We start from the raw sequence: 26402 nt of genomic DNA on the forward strand, positions 1-26402 counted from the left end.
TGACTGTGCAAGCCTAAATACTCACCGCTTCCTTTGGTGTATTGGCTTAAATCATAAGCACTAAAAAACTTACCAGTACGTTTTAGATGCTCAAAACTTAGCGCATTAATATAGTTCCACACGAAGTTCACCGAACCGCTTAGACGATTCAGCTCTTTTATGTGTTTGTCTTTAATGCGTAGCTTGAGGGTTTTCATGCCTTTAGTATGGCAAGTTTAATTTTGACTTACAACCCTTTAACGACTTCTTACGACAGTGTGTGTCGCCTTATATCCACCCCCTGAAGTGGGTGGTTTTACGGCGACTGGTGATAAAAGGTCTAATATTTAAATCCATAAAACCAAAAAAGACCGCCCTTTGAGGGCGGTCTTTTTTTTGATGAAGTACTTAGTTTAACTAGGTACTTAACTTGATCTGCTTTTAGCTAATAATTTTGGCTAATACAGGTCATCAATAACTCTATAAGTCAAAGGCTAATTACTGAGCTTCAGCTTCTGTAGCCACTTCTACATCAGTCGTTTCTGCTACGTTCGCTGCATCTTGAGTTACTTCAATTTCTTGAGTACCCATTGCAGTTTCGTCATATACTGTAAATTCAATACGACGGTTACGGAACTTACCATTGTCAGTTTCGTTAGTAGCGATAGGATCTGTTTCACCCATACCTTTGGTCATCAGTTTAGAAGCATCAGCACCTTTAGATACTAAATAAGCTTTTACTGCTTCTGCACGGCGTTGTGATAACTCTTTATTATAAGAGTCGTCACCATCACTATCGGTATGACCTAGAATCATTAATTCCATTTCTGGAACATTTTTCATAACTTCTACTGCACGGTCTAGTACAGCTTTGTTAGCTTCTGGGATATCCGCTTTATCTACTGCGAAGTTGATAACTTGTAGGCTTAAAGCACGCGCCACATCTTTAGGATTTGGGTTGTCGCCTAAGTTATCCATTGCTGCAGTTGAGTCAGCAATACTTTGCTCAATTTCAGCATCTAAATCTAGAGGACCTGCTGCAATAACGTTAAGATCAGGAGCAGCTGCTTTAATATCGGCTACTAGCTTATCAAGCTGAGCTTGGTCTGGCGCATCAATACGTACGTCATTACCTTCAATGATTACGTTAACATTAGGTGTATTTTTAACCAGTGGTAAAATGGCACCTAAATGAGCTGCTGCAGGCATATCGGTAGCAACGTTGCTATAAACTTCAGCACGACAATCATCAGCACCAGCACCGAACACATCTTTCACTGCATTGGTAACTGTATTACCTAGGTCATCATTACCGGCAGTGATACGACAAGCAAATAACTCATTACCTGAGCCTGTTGCTAGTGTTAATACTGCAGGGTCAAGCTCTGTATTGCCTGTTACCGCAGTTTCAGCAGGCTGCTGCATAGTTTGCTCTGGAGTGGCTACTGGAGCTGGATCTTTTTGGCAACCTTTTAATAGTGCCCACGCTAGAGCCGCTAAAATAATTAAACCAATAATAGGTAGCAATGCCTTTAAGAAACCGCCACTTTCTTTTTCTTCACGCTGCAAAGGAGCAGTACTGGTCGTATCTGAAATGCGATGACCAGCCGTATTGGCATGAGCTGCATTAGTAGTGGTGTGAGTATGTGCCGCATTAGCTGCACCGGCAACACCTGCACCTAACAAACCTGCTGGCAATACAGCAGTAGCCCAAGCTGGGATATGGTCACGGAAAGAACTTAAGTCCTCACGTAGGAACTGAGGGATTGGAGTGCTGCCCGCTAAACTTTTAATTTCATTAAAAGCCAAAGGAGCTGCAGAAGCCAATAGGCCTTTTACAGAAATAATATCAACATTATTATGAGCCGCTAACTCATTAGCAATCTCTGTTTTTTGGCCTTCATCGGTCCATAAACGATCAAATAGACCTAAATCTTCACGATTAATCTCTTGAGTACCAAGACGATTATAACTATCGTTGTCCGCAAGTTTCGCGGCAAATAAAGCATAAAACTGTTTTAATAAGCTTTCGTTTTGAGGGTTATGATTGTCCCCTAAAACAGCAGGGGTAACGGTACGGGCTAAATGACCAATGATATCCATTGAATACTCTCCTAAATAGTGAAAAAATGCCTGGTAAATGTAAATAAATCATCCCTCTTTTCTCACTAAGTTTTAATTTTTTTAAATTAATTTTTTGACTAGTGAATACGATTAAGTCGTAGAGGTTTGAGACAAGTTAATTAAGTTAAGCTTTTTTATTTACCAAACTTGTGTACTACAATACATTATCTCTAAGATTTGTACGTTATATTCAGGTAAATTCTCAGTTAAGGCTTGTTACAGAGTCATCATTTGGTCACAAACTGATAAAATATTTCTCTATAATTTAGTCATATTAATGAGGTAATTATTTAATAGGATAGCTAGAAACCTAGTTTCCAACGCTAAGCTAAAATCTAATCATTCATATTAACCTCCCTATCAGCCCAAACATTTGCCCAATTATCAACCCAGTTATCAAGCTATTTTTTAATACCCCATTTTCTCCAGTAAGGATTCACCTTGAACAGTTTATTAAGCAGCCATACTACTTTAATTATTATTATCACCGTTATTATCAGTTTATTGGCCTGGCAAAAAGACGGGCTTATGGACAAGCTTATCTTTTATCCGCCTGCAGTTAATAAAGGGGAATGGTATCGTTTTATTACCCACGGCTTTATCCATGCTGACAGCACTCACCTGTTATTCAACATGTTCACTTTGTATTTCTTTGGTCGAGTAGTAGAAGGATTCTTTAATCAGTTCTTGGGTGGCTTTGGCTTTTTGGCTGTGTACTTAGCTGCCATTATCGTGGCCATGATTCCCAGTTATTTACAACATAAGAATGACCCCCGTTATCGTAGCTTAGGCGCATCAGGCGGGGTATCAGCCATCTTGTTCTCGTTTATTTTAATGGCCCCTTGGAATATGTTATATCTGTTTGGGGTTGTGCCGATCCCAGCCATCGTCTTTGCTATCGCTTATGTGGCGTATAGCATTCATGCCAATAAAAAAGGCAACTCGAATATCAATCATTTGGCCCACTTATGGGGAGGCGGCTTCGGAGTATTGGCAACTATTTTATTATCTCCAAATGTATTACCCCACTTTTTATCGGCCTTAATGCATCCCTCATTTTAATAACAGCTCTTAGTAAATAAGTTTTTAATAAAAAAGGAGTGCTTATAAGCACTCCTTTTTTATTTCTTGCATCAGCTATACCAACGACAATGGCCTGCTATTTTTTGCGATAAGCTTCTTTCAGCCCTTCTATTATCACATCTAGCATCTCAGAATTTCCATCATGAGCCACACGCCGCATTAAGGAGGAAGGGGCATGAGAGAGGGTTTGCGTCAAGCGGCGTGTCAGCTCTATCATCATTTCCTCGGGGCTACTGTCTGTAGTCCTTAATTGATGCAGCATGTCTTGCAATACTATATTGGCTTTTTGTTGGCTGGTATTGCGATACTCATAGATATCTTGTCCCACTTTGCGCACTTGGAAACGGCGCTCGATTTCAACCACCAAATGACTGACCAAAAGCTCGGCTTCAACTGCAGCTTGACGACGCTTTTCTAGGTTACCGGCGATAACATGTTGCAGATCATCAACGGAATACAAGTACACATCATCCAGCTTGCCTACATTGGAATCAATGTCTCTCGGCACGGCCAGATCCACCATTAGCATAGGCTTATAACGACGTTTTTTCAGGGCTCGCTGGGTCATATTCTTATCGATAAGCATGTCCATACTACCGCTACAGCTACTGACTATATCGGCTTGATACAATAAATTATCCAGCTCACTTAAGGCGTGCACTTCAATCTGTAATCCGGGACGTTGCAGCTCTTGTGCCAAGGCTTGAGCTCGTTGTGGGGTACGGTTACAGATTAGAATTCTTTTTACACCAAGCGCAGCAATATGTTGAGCCACTAAACGGTTCATCTCACCAGCTGCTACCAATAAAAAAGTGGCATCTTGCGGTTTATCGAAGATTTGGGTAACAAGCTTTGAGGCCGCATACCCTAAGGAGATAGCTTGAGTGCCGACACCTGTCTCATTGCGCACTCTTTTTGCCCCAGCATATATTTGCTCGATAACCCAGCTTAATTGATTAGTCAGATAGCCATACTCTTTGGCTTCTGCCACTGAGCGTTTGATTTGACCAAAAATCTGCGGCTCACCCAATATCATAGAATCAAGCCCAGCGGCTACCCTTAGCAAATGGGTCAATGCTTGGCCATCAATATACTCATATAAATAAGGACGCACCTGCTCAATGGGTAAGCTCTTAAAGCCAGCCAACCAGTGAATCAGCTGTTCTGTCAGCTCGGCGGTGGTAACAGGCTCGATAGGGCTGTTTTGTGAATGGGGAGCCGATGAGTCTGCGCTGGGAACTTGATATACTAATGCTTGTGTATTGGGCGCTAAAGCATAAATTTCAGTGCGATTACAAGTCGATATAATAAGGCTGCCTGCGGTTGAAGATTGCAGTTGTGCTTGCGCCACCTGTATGTCGCCGCCCACAAATGCTAACCGTTCACGCAGCGCGACGGGGGCAGTTTTATGGTTCACACCGATGACTACGAGATTCATGTAAAATCTACCAACTAATTTGAAGTTAAACCGCTCATATTAAGTACTTATGACTAATATTAAGTACTTATAAATAGCACAGCTATAGTAATAACTCGCTACTGCTTATAGATAGGGGCTTAATGGCCTATATCAATAGTAAACCTAACTGAGCCTGTAAACGACTGGGCTTACAGGAAGGTTTGTAATATAAGAAAGCATCACTGAAGACATAAACAAAGAATTATAGCATTGAATGCCAATACATTCACGAATGCTATATGATATAGCCTTCAAGTCTAAGATAACTTTAGAATCTAAGGTAGCTTTAAAGACTCAAGTTACTAATGCGGCGACAAATAAGCCAATAATAGCTGGCATTTGACAGCCGATAGAAATTGGCTTAGCTTATCGTTTATGATCACTCCTACCGCAAACACTTCCACTGGCCTTACCCCTACTGTTTATCTTGGTACCGGGGGATATAGCGATACCGATATGATCGGTACGCTGTACCCAATTGGCACTAAGAAAACAGACTTTTTGGCCGAGTACGCCAAGCACTATGGCGCTGTTGAGATTAATAGCAGCTTTTATGCCCCACTGGGCCGTAAAGCTTATGAGGGAATGCTCAGAAAATCTGAGGGTAAGGTTAAATTTGCTATTAAACTGCACCAAGATTTTAGCCATACTTTAAAGGCCACAGCCGAGCATGCCACTGCTTTTATAGAGGCATTACAACCTTTAATTGAAGCAGACTGCTTAGCACCTTTGCTAATTCAGTTCCCACATGGCTTTGATAGAACTCAATCCCATCGCCTGTATCTGGCCAAACTTGCTGACTGGTTTAGTGACTATCCTCTGGCTATTGAGTTTCGACATGCCAGCTGGCACATCCCTCAAGTAGAACACAGCTTTCAACAGTTTGGGCTTATATGGTGCAGTGTTGACTACCCGCAAGTCAATGGTCTACCTAATTCGAGATTATTATTTACCCAAGGTACTGGCCAAAATACCAGTCAGAATCAGGTCCTTACCCAAGGTCAGAAGCCGCAAACGCGTACCGGCTATCTACGAATGCATGGTAACAACCTAAACTGGTGGAATGCTCTATCCGCAAGCGAACGTCATGACTATCGCTATACCCCACAAGAGATGCAAAGCTGGGCTCAGGCCATTGCCAATCAGCGCCAACACTTCGATGAGCTTTATGTATTTTTTCAAAACTCAACTAAGGCCCATGCCTATTATAATATCCAGATGTTGCGCTCTGCTTTAGAGCACTTACAGTTCAGAGTTTTATAGAACTTTATAAATAATTAAAATTAAAAAAGGATACCCGAGGGCATCCTTTTTTTGCATTAAGTCAAAGACTTTAGCGCATTAGCATTAGTTTTGAGTTAATTACTCTTCAACACCAGCGTCTTGGCCTTTGTACTTAGCGTTTGCGTAGTCCCAGTTTACTAACTTGTCTAGAAAAGTATCTACATAGTCAGGACGACGGTTACGGTAATCGATGTAGTAAGCGTGTTCCCAAACGTCACAAGTTAGAACCGCTACTTTACCGTGTGCTAGTGGCGTATCAGCGTTTGCAGTTTTCATAATAGACAGTTTACCGCCTACAGAATCAGCTACTAACCAAGCCCAACCTGAACCGAACTGTGAAGTTGCAGCGTTTTTGAACTCTTCACGGAACTTGTCGTATGAACCGAAATCTTCTTCGATTTTTGCTTTTAGGTCACCAGTAGGTTCGCCACCACCATTGTCTGGAGTCATGCAGTTCCAGTAGAAGGTGTGGTTCCAAACTTGAGCAGCTTGGTTGAACATACCTTGTTTGCTGTCATCTTTAGCAGTTGCTGTGATGATCTCGTCTAATTTTTTACCTTCTAGACCAGAACCTGGTAGCAATTCATTTAGCTTGTTTACATAAGCTGCATGGTGCTTGTCATGGTGGAATTCTAGAGTTTCAGCACTGATATGTGGCTCAAGTGCGTCTTTTGCATAAGGAAGATCTGGTAGAGTAATGTTTGACATATTATTTTATCCTTTGGCTGTGTTAGCCCGGCTCTAAGCTACTTTTTTATTTAGAATTTAAAGAGCTAGGATGTTGCTGCTAAAGCGCATATAACATCGGGCTAAGTGGCTTATTGTTATTAAAAATCCTTGATTGGTATGGCTTTAGCTCATATTTGCTTATAACTATTTGCTCACAACAAGCAAATCCATATAGGCAAATCTGATATAAATACCATTACCTATGCAAGCTCATTGTTCTCTATTCCTCTAGAGAGCCAACCTTGCTCTTGCATAGTTACAATCATACTCTTTACCGTTTTACGAGACAACTTTCTACGAAACAACTTGGCAGTTGTTCAGCGGCTGTCCCAAGTTAATTGAGAAAGCTACTAACCACAGTTAATACTACCTTTGTTAAGCCAGTATGAAATTGTCGAATAAAGACTATAATTGCTAAATCTTGTCACATAGTATAGCAAAGACAGGGGGCTAACTCAGTTACCGAATGTTATGCCACGTAGTTAATTTTTTAATTACTATGATTAATAATATTAATCGCTACTCTCATTATTGCCAGTTTTTTAATTAAAGGACCATTAATATGACTGCTACTCCCAACTCAGACACTGCAAACCCACAGTGGGTCTTGGCCAGCAATAACAAAGGAAAGTTAAATGAGTTCAAACGTTTATTTAATGCGGCCAATCTAAATATCGATATCGTACCGCAAGGTGAGCTCAATATTGACGATGCTGTGGAAGATGGGCTTAGCTTCATTGAGAATGCCATTATTAAAGCGCGTCATGCCAGTCGTATCAGTGGCCTACCCGCCATTGCCGATGACTCAGGCCTTTGCGTCCCTGCTTTAGGCAATGCGCCTGGTATTTATTCAGCGCGTTACGCGGGTGAGCATGGCAACGATGCCAATAACAACGCCAAACTCATTGCGGATCTAAAGCCCCTGCGTCAAGCAAACACTCCTATTGCCGGCTATTTCGTCTGTGTACTGGCTTTGGTACGTCATGCTGATGACCCGTTACCTATTATTGCTCAAGGATTATGGCAAGGTGAGATTTTAGAGGCACCTCAAGGTGAAAATGGCTTTGGCTATGACCCTCTATTTTGGGTGCCTGATCTACAACTCACAGCTGCAGCCATGACTGCTGAACAAAAAAACAAAATCAGTCACCGTGGCCTAGCTATCAATAGCTTGTTACAACAACTGGCCAATCAATAGAGCTTGACAGTTATAACTCTCTGCCTTTGAAGCGATTTACAGCGCGAACTAAAGCGTCATATTGAGTAATTTTTACTTTATTTTTACTTTAATTGGCTGATAGACTATACTGTTCTACTTTTATTATTTTATAGCAGTAAACTTTGCATAAATGACAGTTTTGCTAGCTTAGCAACTGCCCGATGCAATGACTGCCTTTATAAAGATAAAGACCTAATAAAAGCTAAATAGGGTGCTCTTTTATACCTAATTGTCGCTCCGCTGATATATAAAGTCATCTCATATATATTATGGACGATAGTTTGGGTTGTGGGTTAGCCATCCTATTTAGCTTATAGGCTTTAAGGTTGTGCTTTTTACAACCAAAAAACCAGTTTTAGCGTTATATTCTTGGCGATTCTCATTGATGATATATCAAGTTTATTTATCTGATATCACTTGAGCATTGCTTATCATCAAAATCAAACGATTAACATACAGGGTTAATAACCATGGCAAAAGATTTACAGATTACCACCAACAAGGTAAATGACAACCAAACACAATTGACAGTTAAAGTACCTGTTGAACAAATTCAAAACAAGGTGGAAGGCCGTATCCGCAATGTGGCAAAAACTGCCAAAATTGATGGTTTCCGTAAAGGTAAAGTGCCTGTTTCACACATCCGTGCGCAGTATGGTGCTGGTATTCAACAAGAAGTTATCAACGACGTAATTCGTGACACAGTATTTGAAGCTATCAAAGCTGAAAACGTACGTGCGGTTGGTATGCCAAACATCGATGACGTAAAACTTGAAGACGAGTTCTTAGTTTATCAAGCCACTGTTGAAGTGTTCCCAGAAATCAAAGTTGAAGGCATCAGTGATATCGAAGTAGAACGTCACACTGCAACTATCAATGATGAAGACGTTGATACTATGATTGAAAACCTTCGCAAACAGCGCCAAGAATTTGCTGAAAAAGAAGGGGAAGCCGCTGAAGGCGATCAAGTAACTTTCGACTTTGAAGGCTCTATCGACGGTGAAAAATTTGAAGGCGGCGCAGCTGAAGACTTCAAACTTGTGCTAGGTAGCGGTCAAATGATCCCAGGTTTTGAAGATGGTATCGTTGGCATGAAAGCCGGTGATGAAAAAACCATCGACGTAACTTTCCCAGAAGAGTATCAAGCTGAAAACTTAGCAGGTAAAGAAGCTCAGTTCAAAATCAACGTTAAAACTGTTGAAGAAGCCAAGCTTCCTGAAATCGACGAAGAGTTCTTAGAATTATTCGGCGTTAAAGAAGGCGGCGTAGAGCAGCTTAAAGAAGACGTTCGTAAGAACATGACTCGTGAAGTTAAGAACGCAGCTCGCAACCAAGTTAAGCAAGCAACTTTTGACGCTTTACTTGAGAAAAACGAATTTGACGTACCGAGCGCCATGGTTGATCAAGAAGTAGATCGTCAGCGTAACCTAATGATGCAGCGTTTTGCTCAGCAGTTTGGCGGTAACGCAAACAGCATCGACAAAGACATGTTGCCACGTGAGCTATTTGAAGAGCAAGCGATCCGTGCTGCCCGTCTTGGGGTTCTAGTATCACGCGTCATCGAAGAGAACGAGCTTAAAGTTGACCAAGATCGTGTTGAAGCTTTCATCAAAGAAACTGCTGAAAACTACGAAGATCCAGCTGAAGTTATCGAATACTACACCAACGATGCTCAGCAGCGCGCTAACATCGAGTCAGTGGTTCTAGAAGACCAAGTGGTTGACTTCTTACTTGAGCAAGGCAAAGTAACTGACAAAGAAGTAGGTTACCAAGAGCTTCTAGCTTCTCAGCAACAAGGCATGATGTAATTCATTGCTTGCCCTAAAACTTGCTAAATTAAGTCTGTTGATTTGATTTAGTAGGTAAATTTGATTTAGTAGCTTATTAATTAAAAAATGCCCTGACAATATTGTTAGGGCATTTTTGTCTAAACAGAGCGTTTAGACTTTTCTATTAAAAGCAATCTGCACTTTATAGCCTCTAAAATGGTGTATTAATCGTCTGTCATAAAGTAAGATAGCAAGGATAATGTGTGGTTAATGCTTGATTTATTACTGAGCACCCCAAAATATAAAGAGACAACATAGGCCTGTGCCGTCAGCATATGATAATGACATTAAGCTGCACCCCTATTTCACTAACTTAAAACTATTAACTATAAATTGTAAAATTGACCAATAGACAGGGATTATTTATGAACCACCCAAACACCCAACAAGATATCGAACGTATCATAAACAACCCTCATTTTGAGCAGCTTGTGGCGGCTCATGATGCGGTATTAAGAGACATGCGCGACGCAACAGTAAGCGTACCTCAAGCGGCTTTAGTACCTATGGTTGTTGAACAGTCAGCGCGTGGCGAACGTTCATTTGACATCTATTCACGTCTACTGCGCGAGCGTGTTATCTTTTTAACCGGTCAAGTAGAAGACAACATGGCCAACCTAATCGTGGCTCAAATGCTGTTCCTAGAAGCTGAGAACCCTGATAAAGATATCCATCTATACATCAACTCTCCTGGTGGTTCAGTAAGTGCTGGCCTGGCCATGTTTGATACCATGAACTTTATCAAACCAGACGTCTCAACTATTTGTATGGGCGGCGCGTACAGCATGGGCTCATTCTTATTGGCTGCAGGCCAAAAAGGCAAACGTTATGCCCTTGCTAACTCACGAGTGATGATTCACCAGCCTTCAGGTGGTGCGCAAGGTCAAGCCACTGATATCGAAATTAATGCCCGTGAGATCTTAAAAATCCGTGACCGTCTAAACCGTATCTTGGCAGAACGTACTGGCCAGCCATTAGAGAAAATCGAAAGAGACGTTGAGCGTGACTACTGGCTAGACGCCCAAGAAGCCAAAGAATACGGCTTAGTCGATGAAGTCTTAGAGCGTCGTCCTGAAGAAGAAAAATAACAACCCTACTCTTTAGGCAGTAAAGCTTTACGCTATCGATTCACAAATTTATGGCTCTGCTATGGGAACACTTACTGGGTAAACTTAAATGGCTAAGATAGCCTGTACCTATAGCAGAGTATGCAATTATTAAGGAGCGCCAAGCATGGCAAAGGACAAAACACCACAGTGTTCATTTTGTGGTAAAAAGAAAGACGAAGTGGCAAAGCTCATCGCAGCTGATGACGCCAATATCTGTAACGAATGTGTGGCGCTATGCACAGACTTAATTGAAGAGGGTGACCTGGACGCTGTCAACTCAGAAGAAGGCGAGGTGAATACTTGGTTAACCAAAAAGCTACCGACCCCTAAAGAGATTCGCGAACATTTAGACAGCTATGTTATTGGTCAAGAGACCGCAAAAAAAGCCTTATCGGTTGCGGTATATAACCATTACAAACGTCTAAAAGTAGCCGCCAAACTGGCTGAAGACCGAAAACAGGCCAAAATTGGCGCTGATGATGCCATGGTTGAGCTGTCAAAAAGTAATATTTTGCTAATCGGTCCCACCGGTTCAGGTAAAACTTTACTGGCACAAACCTTAGCCCGTATGCTAGATGTGCCTTTTGCGATGGCGGATGCTACTACCCTAACTGAAGCCGGCTATGTCGGTGAAGACGTAGAAAACATCGTACAAAAGCTATTACAAGCCGCCGATTATGATGTAGAAAAGGCCGAACAAGGCATTATCTACGTTGACGAAATTGATAAAATCAGTAAAAAAGGCGAGAACATGTCTATCACCCGTGATGTATCGGGCGAAGGCGTACAGCAAGCGCTGCTTAAACTGATTGAGGGTACTGTTGCTGCTATTCCACCCCATGGTGGCCGTAAGCATCCGAACCAAGAGCTTATTCAAGTAGATACCAGCAACATCTTGATTATTGTCGGTGGTGCTTTCTCAGGTCTAGATAAAGTTATTCAGCAGCGTACTGAGAAAACAGGCATTGGTTTTAACGCTGAAGTGAAATCAAAAGAAGATGGCAAGCAGTTGTCTGAGCTGTTTAAGCAAGTTGAGCCAGAAGATTTGATTAAATTCGGTTTAATTCCAGAATTAATTGGCCGTCTGCCTGTGATTGCGACTTTAGAGGAGCTGGATGAAGATGCCTTAATGCAGATTCTAACCGAGCCGAAAAATGCTATCGTGAAGCAGTATCAGTATTTATTTGAAATGGAAAATGCTGAGCTAACCTTTACTGAGGAAGGCTTAAAGGCCATCGCTCACAAAGCCATGGAGCGTAAGACCGGTGCCCGTGGTCTGCGCTCAATTGTAGAGAATGCGCTGCTTGATACCATGTATGAGCTGCCTTCTATGAGTGATGCCAAAACAGTCGTGGTGGATGAAAGCGTCATTAATGAGGGCGCGGCTCCTAAGATTGCTTAAGCTTGGCGGTTATATTTCAAAAAAAACGCTTACCTTACCGGTAAGCGTTTTTTTATTGTCACTGCGCAGCAACTGGCTTATGATGAAAGACAGATTTAATCCCTTCTTTTTTTAATTCATGGATGATCAGCAATATGTCAATTCGCCTAACCCTCCCTCAACACCCTTTATTAGAGCAGCTTACCCAGCCACTGATACAGCGCTTGTCGCCCATCACTCCGCTTATGGCACCCCATATCGATGAGTCACTACTCACTAAATTCTATGCTGGGCATGTTGCCGCCATTACCGGTGCCGGCTCAGGCATAGGCCGCGCGTTGGCGCTAAACTTAGCCCAAGCTGGCTGTCACCTTGCCTTGTCTGACATCAATGCCGAAAATCTAGCAGAGACCGAACAGCTGTTAAAAGAGTATAGCGTGACAGTTACCGCTGAAGTGCTGGACGTGTCTGATAAAGAGGCGGTTTTTAAATGGGCCGATCAAGTTATGCAACAACATGGCCAGGTGAACTTTATTTTCAATAATGCCGGTGTGGCGTTATCTTCCACCGTTGAAGGCGAAAGTATTGAAGAGATTGAATGGGTTATGAGAATTAACTTCTGGGGCATGGTGTATGGCACCAAGGCCTTTTTGCCGCTGATTAAACAAAGTGTGCAGCAAAGCAACAAAACCCAAAATGGTCATATTATCAACATCTCCAGTCTTTTTGGACTGATTGCTCGGCCCGCACAATCGGCCTATAACGCCAGTAAATTTGCCATTCGCGGCTTTAACGAAAGCCTGCGTCAAGAGCTGGATATAGAGCGTAGCGGCGTATCCATTACTTCAGTGCATCCTGGGGGGATTAAAACCAACATTGCCAATAATGCACGCGGTAATGAGAGTATTGGTACTTTAGGCATGGCAACCGGCGCTAAAGGCCTAAAAAACTTTAACAAACTGCTTAAATTTGATCCCGATATGGCAGCGAAAATCATCTTGATGGCTGCAGCCAACAATCAAGCCCGCTGCCTAATCGGCGATGATGCTAAAATAATTGATTTGATACAGCGCGTCTTTCCCTCTAACTATGGTCCAGTGATGCACAAAGCCACACGATGGCTAGCCAAATCAAAGAAAAAAGCCGCCGCTAGAAAGACGTCGGCTAAATAATTCCCTATTTAAATAACTCTCTATTAATGCAAACAATGCAAAAAATACGCAAAAACAATAGTTTGCTTTATTAGAGAGTTATACAATTAACCAAAAACTTAAGCTCTTCTATCCTAAGCTAGGACATTTCGATAGCTTGAGGTGTCCTACTGTAATATAAACTGGTCATTTTATGCAAAACAGCTCGCCCTCTTCCCAGCCCCCACCCTCTTCAGTGACCAACACCGCAAGTACTGTGCCCAGCTTCGTGCTTAAGGCTACAGCCATGCTGATTGGTATGTTTGCATTCCTACAAGTCTATTCTATTCAGTCAATCTTGCCGGTATTAATGCAAGATTTTAATGCCAGTGAGGTACAAGTGGGGATGGCCGTTGGGGCGACTGTGATGGCGGTTGCTTTAATGTCGCCTTTTTTGGGTATGCTATCTGACGCCATTGGCCGAAAATCGCTTATTGTGGGTGCCTTACTATTTTTGGCAGTACCAACGGCGTTAATAGCAGGCAGTGATGACATACATACCCTGACGGTTTGGCGCTTCTTACAAGGCCTATCAGTACCCGGCATTACTGTGGTGACCATCGCGTATTTGGGCGAGGAGTTTAAAGGCAGTGCCATAGCAGAGTTAATGGCCTACTATGTATCAGGCTCCGTACTTGGGGGGTTTTTAGGCCGCTTTATTTTAGGACATCTGCACGAATGGATAGGCTGGCGCTCTGGATATTACGTGATGGCAGCGGTTACTTTAGCAGGGGCTTTATGGGTAGCTAAGACCTTGCCCGCCTCACAAAACTTTGTGCCCAGTCCCAAGTTTCGGACCGCCTTAGGCACCCTATCGCGTCATCTAACCAATCGTTACGTAGTCTCTGCCACTCTACTTGGATTTTGTGTGTTGTTTTCATTGGTGGGCTGCTTTACCTTTATTAACCTACATCTGGCCCAAGCCCCTTATCAACTAACTACCGGTCAATTGGCCAATATCTTTGCGGTTTATCTTATCGGGGTAGTGATCACCCCTCTAGCCACCAAGCTGATACAACGCTTTGGCTCGGCGCGCACTATTATCGTTGCGGTATTACTCTCTATGTTGGGGGTGCTAATCACTTTAACCTCACCGCTATGGTTAATCATTGTCGGCTTATCCATCATGTCCTCTGGCGTATTTATTACCCAGTCGGCAACCATAGGTTATATTGCTACCAATGTCAGTGAAGGCCGCTCTCTGGCATCGGGACTATATTATATGGGGTATTATGCGGGGGGCACTGCTGGAGCTTGGGCTTGTGGACTGGCTTACGCCTATGGCGAGTGGTCTACCACCGTTATGTTATTAATAGCGGTCCAAATATTGGCCTTATTTATTGCCGCTTTTGGTATGATAAAAACGCCAATGCAAAGAGCTTAAAGCACTTTATACAAGGTGGCCTTAATTATTTCCTCACAGAGATTAATAATTAGGTTGACCAATAGTGATCAACTTTGTTAGATTAAAACACTAATAAAACGATATGTTTTGTATCGTTAATAAAAACCACTGATTATACTTAATTTATAATCAGTTTTTTTATTATTCCCTTTATATAACCCTAGCAAGGACTGCTAGTTTAATAAGCAATTGGGCTAACTTTTGGCCCAATTCTCCCTTTTTATAGCTAAGGACAGCCTCATGAATCACTCCAATAGCAATTATACCGCTACTTCAACCGAGTCATTTTCAGACCTTCACAACAGCTCTATTAATAGCCCAAACGATTTTTGGGCAAAACAAGCCGAGCGTATCTATTGGCACAAAAAGCCCGAGCAAATATTAGATGACAGTAAACTGCCTTTTGCTAAATGGTTTGTCGGCGGTAAAACCAACCTATGTTATAACTGTGTCGATCGCCATTTAGAGACACGGGCAGAACAAGATGCCTTCGTCTGGGTGTCCTCCGAGATTAACCAAGAGCTTTTAGACAATCATCCCGGTGTGGCAGAAGCCTTTAAAGCTCTCGACAACCATGTTGAATTTTATACCGATTATGCCAAGCGCCGTTTAACTTACAACCGCCTATATAAAGAAGTGAACTATTTAGCTGATGTCCTTCAGCGCTTAGGCGTTGGTAAGGGTGATCGCGTTGTTATCTATATGCCGATGATTTTGGAAGCCGCCTACGCCATGCTAGCCTGTGCTCGCATTGGGGCCATTCACTCTGTGGTATTTGGCGGCTTTGCAGCCCACAACTTGGCAGTGCGCATTGATGACTCTGAAGCCAAAATGGTGATTACAGTTGATGCCGGCCTACGGGGCGGCAAAATTATTAACTATAAAAATCTAGTGAATCAAGGTGTTGAGCAAGCCAAGCACAAGCCTGAAAAAGTCTTAGTAGTTGACCGTGGTATTTTACCTTTTGAGCCTCAAGAGAGAGATATTGATTTCGCTACTGAGCGACGCATTAGCTGTGACAATCGCGCCGTGGTTGAGCCGGTTTGGCTAGAGTCCAATGAGCCGTCATATTTATTATATACCTCAGGCACCACCGGCACGCCAAAAGGGGTGCAACGTGATACAGGCGGTTATGCTGTGGCGTTGGCCACCACCATGGATTATATCTATGACGGCAATCCGGGAGAGACTTTTTGGGCAATCTCCGATATTGGCTGGGCTGTGGGGCACTCTTACACCATCTATGCTCCCCTACTCACTGGTCTAACAAGTATTATGTACGAAGGCTTGCCGCACAATCCAAACCCAGGCATTTGGTGGCGTATTGTGGAAGCCAACAAGGTCAATATTTTGTTCACCGCGCCAACGGGCGTGCGTATGCTTAAGAAGCAAGATGAAACCTGGCTAACCCGTTATGACACCAGCAGCGTTAAATCCTTCTTCTTAGCCGGTGAGCCTCTTGATGAGCCCACAGGTGAATGGTTATCAGGACATTTAGGAGTACCGATTATCGATCATTACTGGCAGACTGAGACAGGCTGGCCCATCTTAAGCCATGTGCCTAAGTTTAATTACAAAGAGCATAGACCCGGCACTCCAGGCTATCCGATGTACGGCTATGATGCCAAAGTATTACATGAAGAAACCGGGGAGCCCTGCCAACCTGGCGAGAAAGGACTGCTTGCCATTGCAGCCCCCCTACCCCCTGGCTGTTTAACCACGGTATGGCGCAATGATGAGCGATTTATCAAGAGTTATTACAACCTATTTGATGGCAAGCAATATTCAAGCTCTGACTATGCAATGATCGATGAAGACGGCTACTATCATATCTTAGGTCGTACCGACGATGTCATTAATGTGGCCGGCCATCGTTTGGGCACCCAAGAAATTGAGGCTGCCATTAGTGAACACCCAGAAGTGGCTGAAGTCGGCGTAGTGGGTATCAAGGATGAGCTTAAAGGCGAGCTACCCATTGCGTTTTGTATCCTGCGTGACCCCTCTATTATTGAAGATACCGAAGGCCGTTTTCGTGTCGAGCAGCAAATCATAGGTGTGGTTGCTAAGTCTCTGGGGGCACTGGCCAGACCCGCAGCCATCTACTTCCCTAAAGCACTGCCCAAAACCCGCTCTGGCAAGATCCTGCGTCGCGCCATTCGCGCCTTAGCAGAGGGCAAGGACACCGGCGATATGTCGACACTTGAAGATCCCACCGCTATTGATGCGGTGAAAGCAGCCTTAGACAGCTATTAAGGGGATAGATGTAGTACCCCTATGAAAATAAAAAACAGAAAAGCAATGCTCTTGGTAAATACGCAATATTTAACAACTTTTTCTTGACCGATTGCCAATTGCATTGCTATAGTAATCAAAAGGTATAATGATACATTATTTATCATTATTAAAGGAATTTTACCGATAGGCAGAATAAAGACTCGTTTTTATGCCTCATTAGATTAAGAAGATAAGGATATCTCATGCACCACGTAAAACAGCTCATCAATGGCGAATTTGTTGATTCAAAAACCGAACAGTGGATTGATTTAACCGATCCCGCTACCCAACAAGTTATCGCCAAAGTGCCACAAACTACAGATGATGAAATTAACGAAGCTGTGGCCGCCGCCAAAGAAGCTTTTAAGACTTGGCGCAAAACTCCTATCAACACCCGCGCCCGTATCTTTTTAACCTATCAAGCCCTTATCCGTGAGCACATGGATGAGCTGGCTGAGCTATTAACCTCAGAACAAGGCAAAACCATTGCCGATGCTCGTGGTGATGTATTCCGTGGCCTAGAAGTGGTAGAGCACGCGGCTGGTATTGCCAACCTACAAATGGGCGATTTCGTTGAAAACGTCGCTAATGGCGTCGATACCTATAGTATCTGGCAGCCATTGGGGGTTTGTGCCGGTATCACTCCGTTTAACTTCCCTGCCATGATTCCTTTGTGGATGTTCCCCATGGCGATTGCCACTGGCAACACCTTTATCTTAAAACCTTCAGAGCAAGACCCAATGGTTACCCTACGTTTAGTAGAGTTGGCCTTAGAAGCGGGTGTGCCTAAGGGTGTATTAAACGTGGTCCATGGTGGCAAACCTACAGTAGATGCCATCTGTGATCATCCCGATATTAAAGCGGTTTCGTTTGTGGGCTCAACCAATGTTGGTCATCACGTTTATGACCGTGCGAGCAAAGCCGGCAAACGCGTACAGTGTATGATGGGCGCTAAGAACCATGCAGTAATCCTACCCGATGCTAATAAAGAACAAACTTTAAACCAGTTGGCTGGTGCTGCATTTGGCGCAGCCGGTCAACGCTGTATGGCCTTATCGGTAGTGGTCCTAGTGGGCGAAGCAGGCGCTTGGGTCGAGGACATCAAAGCCAAAGCAGAAGGCCTAGTGGTTGCGGCAGGTAAAGATGATAAAGATTTAGGTCCTCTAATCAGCCCACAAGCCAAAGAGCGTGTCGAGCGTCTGATTCAATCTGGCGTTGATGAAGGGGCTACTTTACTATTAGACGGCCGCGGCATCACCGTTGAAGGTTATGAAAACGGCAACTTTGTAGGACCAACGATTTTTGATAATGTGACTACAGATATGCAGATTTACAGCCAAGAAATCTTTGGTCCTGTACTGTGCATCATGCGTGCAGACTCACTTGATGAAGCCATTGAGATCATCAATGCCAACCCGAACGGCAATGGTACGGCAATCTTTACGCAGTCGGGTGCTGCAGCTCATAAATTCCAGCAAGAGATTGATGTGGGTCAAGTGGGTATTAACTTACCGATTCCTGTGCCTCTACCTATGTTCTCATTCTCAGGCTCACGTGCCAGCAAATTAGGCGACTTAGGTCCTTACGGCAAGCAAGCAGTACAGTTCTATACCCAGACCAAGACTGTAACTGCACGCTGGTTTGATGATGAAGCCAGTAAAGGCAAGGTTAATACCACGATCTCAATGTAGTCATTAATACCATAAGCTACTGTGTATAGCCTACCTGATTTAAGGTATTAGAGCCCTGAAGCGATTAAGACTTAAGGGCTTATAAGGATAAATGCTACACAAGGGAGGCTATACACAATGAAATGGCTGATTGCCTCCTTTTTATTCATTTTTTTGTATGGGTCGGGCTTTGTTGCGACTCAATATGGCCTCCCCTTCGTAGACCCGGTTTCATTTTTGGTACTACGATTTGCCATAACCGCCAGTATATTGGGTATCGTCTATTTAATTGTTAAGCCCAAGCTCACTGTCACTCGCAGTGACCTGATCCATACCTTTATTGCTGGCATGCTGATTCTGGGACTGTTTTCACTGGGTGTGTTCTTAGCGATAGATTATGGATTATCCGCTTCGACAACCGCACTCATTATCTCGTTTCAGCCGCTACTGGCCAGTGTACTTGCTCAGATATTTTTCAAGGTCAAAGTGTCGGTAGCGCAGTGGATTGGTTTAATTATTGGGTTACTCGGAGTGCTGTTAATCGTATTTTGGGGACTAAAAACGCCCAATGTTATTGGACTTTTAATGGCAGGATTGGGGCTTTTAGGAATGGCCTGTGGTAGTGTTTACCAAAAGCATTATTGCGCTGACATGCACTTAGTATTTGGCGGATTTTTACAATCTTGTGCAGCCTGCTTACTGTGTTTGTTGGTCTGGCCGTTTTATAGCGAACATTTTGTCATGTGGACACCAGAGTTTATATTTTCTCTGCTGTGGATGGCGATTGGGGTATCTATCGGGGGCGTTACCCTACTTTATGTTTTGATACGTCAGCTCTCCATTAGTAAAGTGTCTACGTTGTTTTATTTAATTCCGATTGCAGCCCTGGTACTGTCTCTGATATTTTTGGAAGGTCATATTTATAAGGTTCAGGCAATAGGTATTGTGCTCGTGTCGGTCTCTATATTTTTAGTGGCACATTTTGATCAGCGCGCGGTTATCGCCTCTGCTCAAGGAGCTAAATAATCCCAAAGCGCTTATATAAACAATTGCTTGAATCAACAACAAAAAACAAGAAAAGCTTTTAAAACTTAGACGACTGTCGATTTATATAGGAATAACAGAATATGGACTTTACATTAACTGATGATCAATTGGCATATCAGCAAACCGCGCGCCAATTCGCCAAAAAGGAATTAAAACCTAACGCTGCTCAGTGGGATAGAGACAGTCACTTCCCCGTTGATGTTATTAAAAAAACAGGCGAACTGGGTTTTTTAGGCCTATATACCAACCCCCATTATGATGGCCTAGGCTTACCTCGTTTAGACTCTGCTATTGTTTTTGAAGAATTGGCTTGGGGCGATACCGCAGTTGCGGCCTATATCAGTATTCATAACATGGTTACTTGGATGATTGGCGAATATGCCAAAGACGAAGTCCGAGCTGAGATAGTACCCAAATTGGTCAGTGGCGAATTACTTGCAAGTTACTGTCTTACCGAGCCCAATGCTGGCTCTGATGCAGGCTCGCTAACTACCAAAGCGGTCAAGCAAGATGGCGAAGACTACTATCTACTCAGTGGTGAGAAAACCTTTATTTCAGGGGCTGGCTCAACCGATATCTTAGTGGTTATGGCGCGCACCGGTAAGGCCGGCCCTAAAGGCGTGTCTGCTTTTGTGGTCGATGCGCATAGCGAAGGCATCAGCTACGGAAAAAATGAGCATAAAATGGGCTGGAAAGCTCAGCCTACCCGCACCATCCATTTCAAAGACGTTAAAGTACCTGCCAGAAATCTACTGGGCAGCGAAGGTGAAGGTTTTAAATTTGCCATGAAAGGGCTTGATGGTGGCCGTATCAATATCGGTATTTGCGCCGTAGGGACTGCTCAAGCTGCATTAGAGACAGCACTAAACTATGTGCAAGAGCGCAAGCAGTTTGGTAGTGCCATAGCTAAATTACAATCGGTGCAATTTAAACTGGCCGATATGCTAACTCAAACCATTGCCGCCCGTCAGATGCTGTATCTGGCTGCTAATAAAGTGGATAACAAACACAATGACGCTACCACTTACTGCGCCATGGCCAAACGTCTAGCCACTGATTTAAGTTTTGCCGTTGCTAATGAGGCGCTACAACTGCATGGTGGCTACGGTTATCTGAATGAGTATCCGCTTGAGCGTCATGTCCGAGATCTGCGGGTGCATCAAATTTTAGAAGGCACTAACGAGATTATGCGTGTGATTGTGTCCCGTAGCATGATGCGTGACGGTGCGTTGGACAGTTTACGTTAAACTTAGCAAAACCCTTTAGAGCCACTAGCGGCTTATGTAAAGTAGCTTATATAAAGCAATTTACCTAACACTGCTAAAAATACGGATGGCTCAGAACACGGAATGATAGAAGGCAAACCTATGACAAACTATACCAACTTAGATCTGAATATCGAGGGTCACGTCGCCACACTAACGCTAAATAACCCGCCAGCCCACACTTGGACCGCTGACAGTCTGGCTGCACTTAAACAGCTGGTTACTGACTTAAATGACAACGACTCGGTCTATGTGCTCGTTATCCATGGTGATGGCGAGAAGTTTTTCTCAGCCGGTGCGGATTTAAACACCTTTGCCAATGGCGATAAAGGCAATGCCATTTCAATGGCGATTGCCTTCGGTGAAGCCTTCGAAGCGCTATCCAATTACCGTGGCGTCAGTATTGCGGCTATCAATGGCTACGCCATGGGCGGTGGCCTAGAGTGTGCTTTGGCTTGTGACATTCGTATCGCTGAATCACATGCGGTAATGGCACTGCCTGAAGCCGGTGTAGGCTTACTGCCTTGTGCTGGGGGTACTCAAAACCTACCTTGGCTGGTCGGTGAAGGCTGGGCGAAACGCATGATTTTATGTGGTGAGCGTGTCGACGCCGACACCGCCCTACGTATTGGCTTGGTCGAAGAAGTGGTCGAAAAAGGTCAGGGCTTAGCGGTCGCTACCGAATTGGCACAAAAGGTCGCTAAGCAATCCCCTGTTGCTGTAACCTTATCGAAACAGCTGGTGCAATCATCTCGATACACCCCGCCTGCTTATAACCTGATTAACGAGCGTGAAGCTTTCGTCAAACTGTTTGATACTGCGGATCAAACTGAAGGGGTCAATGCGTTCTTAGAGAAGCGTAAACCTACTTGGCAGAATAAATAGAGGCGACCGATATGAGCAATAGCACCACACCAAATACGGCTTCCCCCGAAGCCTCTGTACTGTTTGCCACTCATACTACCGACTCAGGGCATGTGATTGGTGAGATGACCCTTAATTCTCCAAAGTCGCTCAACGCTTTGAGTGTTGATATGTGTCAGCTGATGAGCGAGCAGCTTACGCAGTGGCAAAAGGATGACAAAGTCGTGGCGGTTTTACTACGCGGCTCGGGCGACAAAGCGTTTTGTGCCGGCGGTGATATTCGTAAGCTATATGACAGCATGCTTGATAACCCACCGCTGCCCAATCCTTACGCCACAGACTTCTTTAGTAGTGAATACGCTTTGTATCGCCAAATGCATTTTTATAATAAGCCCCTTATTTTATGGGGTAATGGCATCATCATGGGTGGTGGCATGGGATTGATGGCCGCTTGTAGTCACCGTATTGTGACCGAGACCACTAAGTTTGCGATGCCTGAGATTAGCATTGGTTTATTTCCAGACGCTTCTGGCAGTTGGTTCTTACAGCGTATGCCAGCGAAAACTGGCTTGTTTTTAGGATTAACCGGCGCTTTATGTAATGGCAACGATGCTCAGTTTGCCAGTCTTGCCGAGTATGCCCTACCCAGTGACAGCTATCCACAAGTCATCCAAGCTTTGATCCAAGTTGACTGGGCGACAGGCTCAAAAACTCATGGCTTAACCACCAAGGCCAGTCATCTAACCAGCCATTGCCTAGCCACGCTATCACAAAACACGCCGGTCGACTTAGCCCCCAGCAAACTGGCTGAGCATTGGCAAACCATCAAAGAACTGATGGTTAGCGGTGGTCTAAAAGAGATTGATGCCCTACTGCAGGATGATGAAGAACTAGCCAAACTTGATTCAGAGTTTGCTGCAGACAAGTGGGCACAGCGTGCCTTGGCCACCTACCGTGCCGGTTGCCCAGTAACCGCTGCACTGACTTATGAGCTGTATCACCGAGTTAAAGACTACTCGCTTGAGCAGATTCTGTATCTAGAAGCCAATGTGGCCGTGCATTGTGCCAATAACCCAGACTTTAAAGAAGGGGTTCGGGCGCTACTGATTGATAAAGATAAAAATCCGAACTGGTCCCGTACATTAGAGGCGTGTTTGGATGACAAGGGCAGTCGTTATATAGCCAGTCATTTTGATAATCCTTACCCTGCTGGTGAGCACATCTTTGAAGACTGGTTGGGGTTAGACTCATTTGCTGCTCAATCTCTAACCCGCTAGCTATCGCTTAGCTTATATTATAAATAAAAAACAACTTATCCCTTATACTCATCAAGGAGTGATGATATGACAGAGAAAACTAATAATACCCATATAGCTTTTATTGGTCTTGGTAATATGGGCGGCCCTATGGCCAAAAACTTGCTAAAACACGGCTACAACGTGACTGTCTTTGACCTATCCGAGCAAGCACAGCAACAACTGGCTGATGCCGGTGCAAACACCTCGAGCTCTCCTCAAGAAGCGGTAAAAGGAGCTCAAGTAGTCATTACCATGCTGCCTGCCAGTAAACATGTCAAAACGGTGTATTTAGGAGACGCTGAAGCCAATGAGCTAACGTCGCAAGGACTATTGTCAGACTTACCAAGTGGCACTCTTGTCATTGACAGCTCCACCATTGATGCAGCAGAAGCTAGAAAAGTGGCTAAAATCGCCACAGCTAAGGGCATTGATATCGTTGATGCGCCAGTTTCCGGCGGTACAGCGGGTGCAGAAGCAGGCACCCTTACCTTTATCGTAGGTGGTGAAGACAGTGCTTTTAATCGAGCCGAACCTATTTTAAAGGCCATGGGCAAAAACATATTTCATGCCGGCAGCAGTGGCGCGGGACAGGTTGCTAAGATCTGCAACAATATGCTGCTGGGTATCTTGATGAGTGGCACCGCTGAAGCCATTAACCTTGGGGTTAAAAATGGCTTAGATGCAGGGGTTCTATCAGAGATTATGCTACAAAGCTCAGGACGTAACTGGACGTTAGAGGTTTATAACCCCTACCCTGGTATCTTGGAGCAAGTGCCTTCAAGCCGTGGTTACACCGGTGGCTTTATGAGTCAACACATGCACAAAGACTTGCATTTGGCTTTGCAAGCTGCTGAAGATATTGGCGTTGAAGTCCCTATGGGCGCTCAAGCCACAGCTCTGTATGATGAGCATGTCAAACAGCACAACGAAAAAGACTTCTCGAGTATCATGGCTCATTTTGATAGCAGCGTGCTTAACCAATCTTAGGTGGCTGAGGCGTTTAAAAAAATGAATGAATAACAATAAGCCCAAGTCAATTGACTTGGGCTTACTGTTATTCGTTATATCTTAATTTCAATTAAATCAGCTTTAACTTTGCAGCTCATAAACCAAAGTTTGAATGTCTAAGGCCGCTTCACGCAAACGAGGAACCGACTGCATCATATTCTCAAGCGACACCCGTACCGTCGGGGCATGCATATATAAGGAAGCTAAGTAGCGGTCTTTTTTATCTAAAATAGGCACTGAGACAGCGACCATCTCTGATATAAACTCTTCATTATCGATACCCACCCCTGTTTCAGCAATGGCATCTAAGGCTTTATTAAGCTTATCAACATCCGTGATGGTATTTTTGGTGAACTTATCCAGGCTTAAGTTTTGTAGCATTTTACTGCGTCTTTCAGGCGACAGTTGGCTCAGATAAAGCTTACCCGTTGCCGTACACCACATCGGTGACTTAGCACCTACTGGCAAGTAAATCTGTAACGGCAAATCAGTCTTTGCACGATTGGTATAAATCATGTGCATATTGTGTGGCACACTAATCCCGCAAGTCTCTTTTACATCACGTACTAGGCGCTGCAAGATAACATGACGCTCACTGTAAAACTGACGCTGCTGCCACAACTCGACACTCATATTGCGTACTCGGCGTCCCGCGACAATGCCACCCGTGATATCCACCATGACAAACCCCTCTTCGATCAACTGCTGTAACAGGCGATGAATTGTTGGTTTGGGGATATCAAGTTGTTGCGACAGCTCCAGCGGTGTGATTGGCTTGGCTGCATAAGACACTGCTTCGATAATTTGCAATACTCGAGTAATAGAAGAAACTTTTGCCATAGTTAACCCACCTTGAGATTAAGAATTATGTAGTTTAACGGCGTTGCTCAACGACCAAAGAATCAATACCGTTATTTTGCAATCTTTGCTGGGCAGCAACCACATTTTGACGATTGCTCATGGTGGGGGAAACTACTTGATAAACCACCTGACCATTAGCCATCTTGCTCTTTACCACATTAGCATCCACCCCTGCCATTAGCACTTGAGCCCGACGCTTATCCGCTTCTTCTGCACTGCTAAAGCTATTAATCTGTAGGATATAGCTAGGTTTTGCTGGCGCAGGCTTGGCAGCGGTTTGTGAGGCACTATTGATCTTGTTGCTTCGATTAGCCACCCCTTGATTGCTCTCGGCTGGATCATCATAAGTGCCTTCTTCCTCAACAATGACAATATCCTGCTCACCGCTAGGCGCCTGCTGATTTGAGGTCGGACTAATGGTTCTTTCTTCAGAGATATCAAAATTGTCAGGAGCACGAACGCTACTGTCTCTAGGCTCTGTATTTGGCTGAGTTAGCACCACATCCGGCTGTAAATCACCGATACTGTCAGCAGGCTCATCTTCTATAAATACGGCCTCATCCGGCAAGCTAATCATTTCTTGGTCGGGTAGCAAATCATAGAACTCAAAGTCATTGGTTTCAGACATTGGCTGATTAATCGGCTCTACTGTACTCTTTTCGACCTTAGTTTCTGAGCCAATATCAAATGGATTCCATAGATACAGTACCAATACGCACATGACGGTAAGCACTGCACCAACGAACATCCACAGTAAGCTTGCAGCCCCACCGCTTTGGCGTCTTTCTACGGTACCTTTACCTTTGGGTCTTTTTGCTAACATAAATTTTCTCCATTTATCACCTATCGCCGTAAAACCACCCACTTCAGGGGGTGGATATAAGGCGACATATACTGTCGTGAGTAGTACTTAAAGGGTTGTAAGTTGAAATTAACCTCGGCATACTAAGTATATGAAAACCCTCAAACTACGCATTAAAGACAAGCACATAAAAGAGCTGAATCAGCTAAGCGGTTCAGTAAACTTCGTGTGGAACTATGTTAATGCGCTGTGCTTTGAGCATTTAAACCGTACTGGTAAGTTTTTTAGTGCTTATGATTTAAGTGAGTATACCAAAGGTAGCGGTGAGTATTTAGGATTACACAGTCAAACCTTACAAGCTATCAATGAGACTCACGCGAAGGCCCGAAAACAATTTAAAAAAGCCAAACTTAACTGGCGCAGCAACCGTCCTGATGCAAAACGCAAAACACTGGGCTGGATACCTTTTAAAAAGTCTGCTATCACGTATCTAAGCACAAGACAAACGGGAAAGAAAGCACT

20 protein-coding genes and 2 pseudogenes are annotated in these 26402 nt (G+C 43.9%); 16 read left to right on the plus strand and 6 right to left on the minus strand.

The genetic code is table 11. The features are described 5' to 3' along the window. Window positions 1–197, minus strand: a pseudogene (locus A1019T_RS02075) (RNA-guided endonuclease InsQ/TnpB family protein); the annotation flags it as partial. A gap of 280 nt (window positions 198–477) precedes the next feature. Next, the gene (locus tag A1019T_RS02080; protein WP_077450205.1) at window positions 478–2082 is read right to left on the minus strand and encodes an OmpA family protein; all 1605 of its coding nucleotides are present in this window, start codon (window positions 2080–2082) and stop codon (window positions 478–480) included. Between the two features lie 462 nt (window positions 2083–2544). On the opposite strand from A1019T_RS02080, the gene A1019T_RS02085 reads away from it, so the two are divergent. Next, window positions 2545–3165, plus strand: a complete 621-nt coding sequence (locus A1019T_RS02085; RefSeq protein ID WP_077450206.1) for a rhomboid family intramembrane serine protease — start codon at window positions 2545–2547, stop codon at window positions 3163–3165. A gap of 97 nt (window positions 3166–3262) precedes the next feature. Here the strand turns inward: A1019T_RS02085 and hemA are convergent, their stop codons facing one another. Further along, on the minus strand, window positions 3263–4624 hold the full coding sequence (gene hemA / locus A1019T_RS02090) for a glutamyl-tRNA reductase (protein WP_077450207.1): 1362 nt from the start codon (window positions 4622–4624) through the stop codon (window positions 3263–3265). A gap of 396 nt (window positions 4625–5020) precedes the next feature. Between hemA and A1019T_RS02095 the strand changes: the two genes are divergently transcribed. Then, on the plus strand, window positions 5021–5908 hold the full coding sequence (locus tag A1019T_RS02095; protein ID WP_077450208.1) for a DUF72 domain-containing protein: 888 nt from the start codon (window positions 5021–5023) through the stop codon (window positions 5906–5908). Window positions 5909–6007: 99 nt separating this feature from the next. On the opposite strand, the gene A1019T_RS02100 is transcribed toward A1019T_RS02095, so the two are convergent. Further along, window positions 6008–6637, minus strand: a complete 630-nt coding sequence (locus tag A1019T_RS02100; RefSeq protein ID WP_028859158.1) for a superoxide dismutase — start codon at window positions 6635–6637, stop codon at window positions 6008–6010. 583 nt (window positions 6638–7220) lie between these two features. On the opposite strand from A1019T_RS02100, the gene rdgB reads away from it, so the two are divergent. The 13 genes from rdgB to mmsB all read left to right on the plus strand — a co-directional run bounded on the left by rdgB (window position 7221) and on the right by mmsB (window position 24196). Next, window positions 7221–7856 carry an RdgB/HAM1 family non-canonical purine NTP pyrophosphatase gene (rdgB, locus tag A1019T_RS02105; RefSeq protein ID WP_077450209.1) on the plus strand — a complete coding sequence of 212 codons (636 nt, stop codon included), beginning with the start codon at window positions 7221–7223 and terminating at the stop codon, window positions 7854–7856. Between the two features lie 491 nt (window positions 7857–8347). After that, on the plus strand, window positions 8348–9685 hold the full coding sequence (tig, locus tag A1019T_RS02110) for a trigger factor (RefSeq protein WP_077450210.1): 1338 nt from the start codon (window positions 8348–8350) through the stop codon (window positions 9683–9685). A gap of 482 nt (window positions 9686–10167) precedes the next feature. Next, window positions 10168–10794: an ATP-dependent Clp endopeptidase proteolytic subunit ClpP gene (clpP, locus tag A1019T_RS02115; protein ID WP_208608011.1), complete on the plus strand. Its 627-nt coding sequence runs from the start codon at window positions 10168–10170 to the stop codon at window positions 10792–10794. A gap of 145 nt (window positions 10795–10939) precedes the next feature. After that, the gene (clpX, locus tag A1019T_RS02120; protein ID WP_077450212.1) at window positions 10940–12217 is read left to right on the plus strand and encodes an ATP-dependent protease ATP-binding subunit ClpX; all 1278 of its coding nucleotides are present in this window, start codon (window positions 10940–10942) and stop codon (window positions 12215–12217) included. A 224-nt stretch (window positions 12218–12441) separates the two neighbouring features. Beyond that, entirely contained in the window at window positions 12442–13368 is a 927-nt protein-coding gene (locus tag A1019T_RS02125; RefSeq protein WP_077450223.1) for an SDR family NAD(P)-dependent oxidoreductase, read from the plus strand. Between the two features lie 277 nt (window positions 13369–13645). Next, on the plus strand, window positions 13646–14770 hold the full coding sequence (locus A1019T_RS02130; protein ID WP_425271918.1) for an MFS transporter: 1125 nt from the start codon (window positions 13646–13648) through the stop codon (window positions 14768–14770). A 261-nt stretch (window positions 14771–15031) separates the two neighbouring features. Beyond that, window positions 15032–17044 (plus strand): propionate--CoA ligase, encoded by a 2013-nt coding sequence (locus A1019T_RS02135; protein WP_077450214.1) that lies wholly within the window; start codon window positions 15032–15034, stop codon window positions 17042–17044. Between the two features lie 224 nt (window positions 17045–17268). After that, a complete protein-coding gene (locus A1019T_RS02140) occupies window positions 17269–18756 on the plus strand; it encodes a CoA-acylating methylmalonate-semialdehyde dehydrogenase (protein ID WP_077450215.1) in 1488 nt (495 codons plus the stop codon). A 117-nt stretch (window positions 18757–18873) separates the two neighbouring features. Further along, on the plus strand, window positions 18874–19761 hold the full coding sequence (locus A1019T_RS02145; protein WP_077450216.1) for a DMT family transporter: 888 nt from the start codon (window positions 18874–18876) through the stop codon (window positions 19759–19761). Between the two features lie 101 nt (window positions 19762–19862). Continuing rightward, the gene (locus A1019T_RS02150; RefSeq protein WP_077450217.1) at window positions 19863–21029 is read left to right on the plus strand and encodes an acyl-CoA dehydrogenase family protein; all 1167 of its coding nucleotides are present in this window, start codon (window positions 19863–19865) and stop codon (window positions 21027–21029) included. A 120-nt stretch (window positions 21030–21149) separates the two neighbouring features. Next, the gene (locus A1019T_RS02155) at window positions 21150–21932 is read left to right on the plus strand and encodes an enoyl-CoA hydratase (protein WP_077450218.1); all 783 of its coding nucleotides are present in this window, start codon (window positions 21150–21152) and stop codon (window positions 21930–21932) included. Between the two features lie 11 nt (window positions 21933–21943). Then, window positions 21944–23188 (plus strand): enoyl-CoA hydratase/isomerase family protein, encoded by a 1245-nt coding sequence (locus A1019T_RS02160; RefSeq protein ID WP_077450219.1) that lies wholly within the window; start codon window positions 21944–21946, stop codon window positions 23186–23188. Between the two features lie 66 nt (window positions 23189–23254). Next, window positions 23255–24196, plus strand: a complete 942-nt coding sequence (mmsB, locus tag A1019T_RS02165; RefSeq protein WP_077450220.1) for a 3-hydroxyisobutyrate dehydrogenase — start codon at window positions 23255–23257, stop codon at window positions 24194–24196. Window positions 24197–24298: 102 nt separating this feature from the next. On the opposite strand, the gene A1019T_RS02170 is transcribed toward mmsB, so the two are convergent. After that, window positions 24299–25057 (minus strand): IclR family transcriptional regulator, encoded by a 759-nt coding sequence (locus tag A1019T_RS02170; RefSeq protein WP_077450221.1) that lies wholly within the window; start codon window positions 25055–25057, stop codon window positions 24299–24301. Between the two features lie 34 nt (window positions 25058–25091). Next, a complete protein-coding gene (locus A1019T_RS02175; RefSeq protein WP_077450222.1) occupies window positions 25092–25901 on the minus strand; it encodes an SPOR domain-containing protein in 810 nt (269 codons plus the stop codon). Between the two features lie 130 nt (window positions 25902–26031). On the opposite strand from A1019T_RS02175, the pseudogene A1019T_RS02180 reads away from it, so the two are divergent. Then, window positions 26032–26402 (plus strand): annotated as a pseudogene (locus tag A1019T_RS02180) (RNA-guided endonuclease InsQ/TnpB family protein); the annotation flags it as partial.

This window comes from Psychrobacter piechaudii, from assembly GCF_900162825.1.
Classification (GTDB): domain Bacteria; phylum Pseudomonadota; class Gammaproteobacteria; order Pseudomonadales; family Moraxellaceae; genus Psychrobacter; species Psychrobacter piechaudii.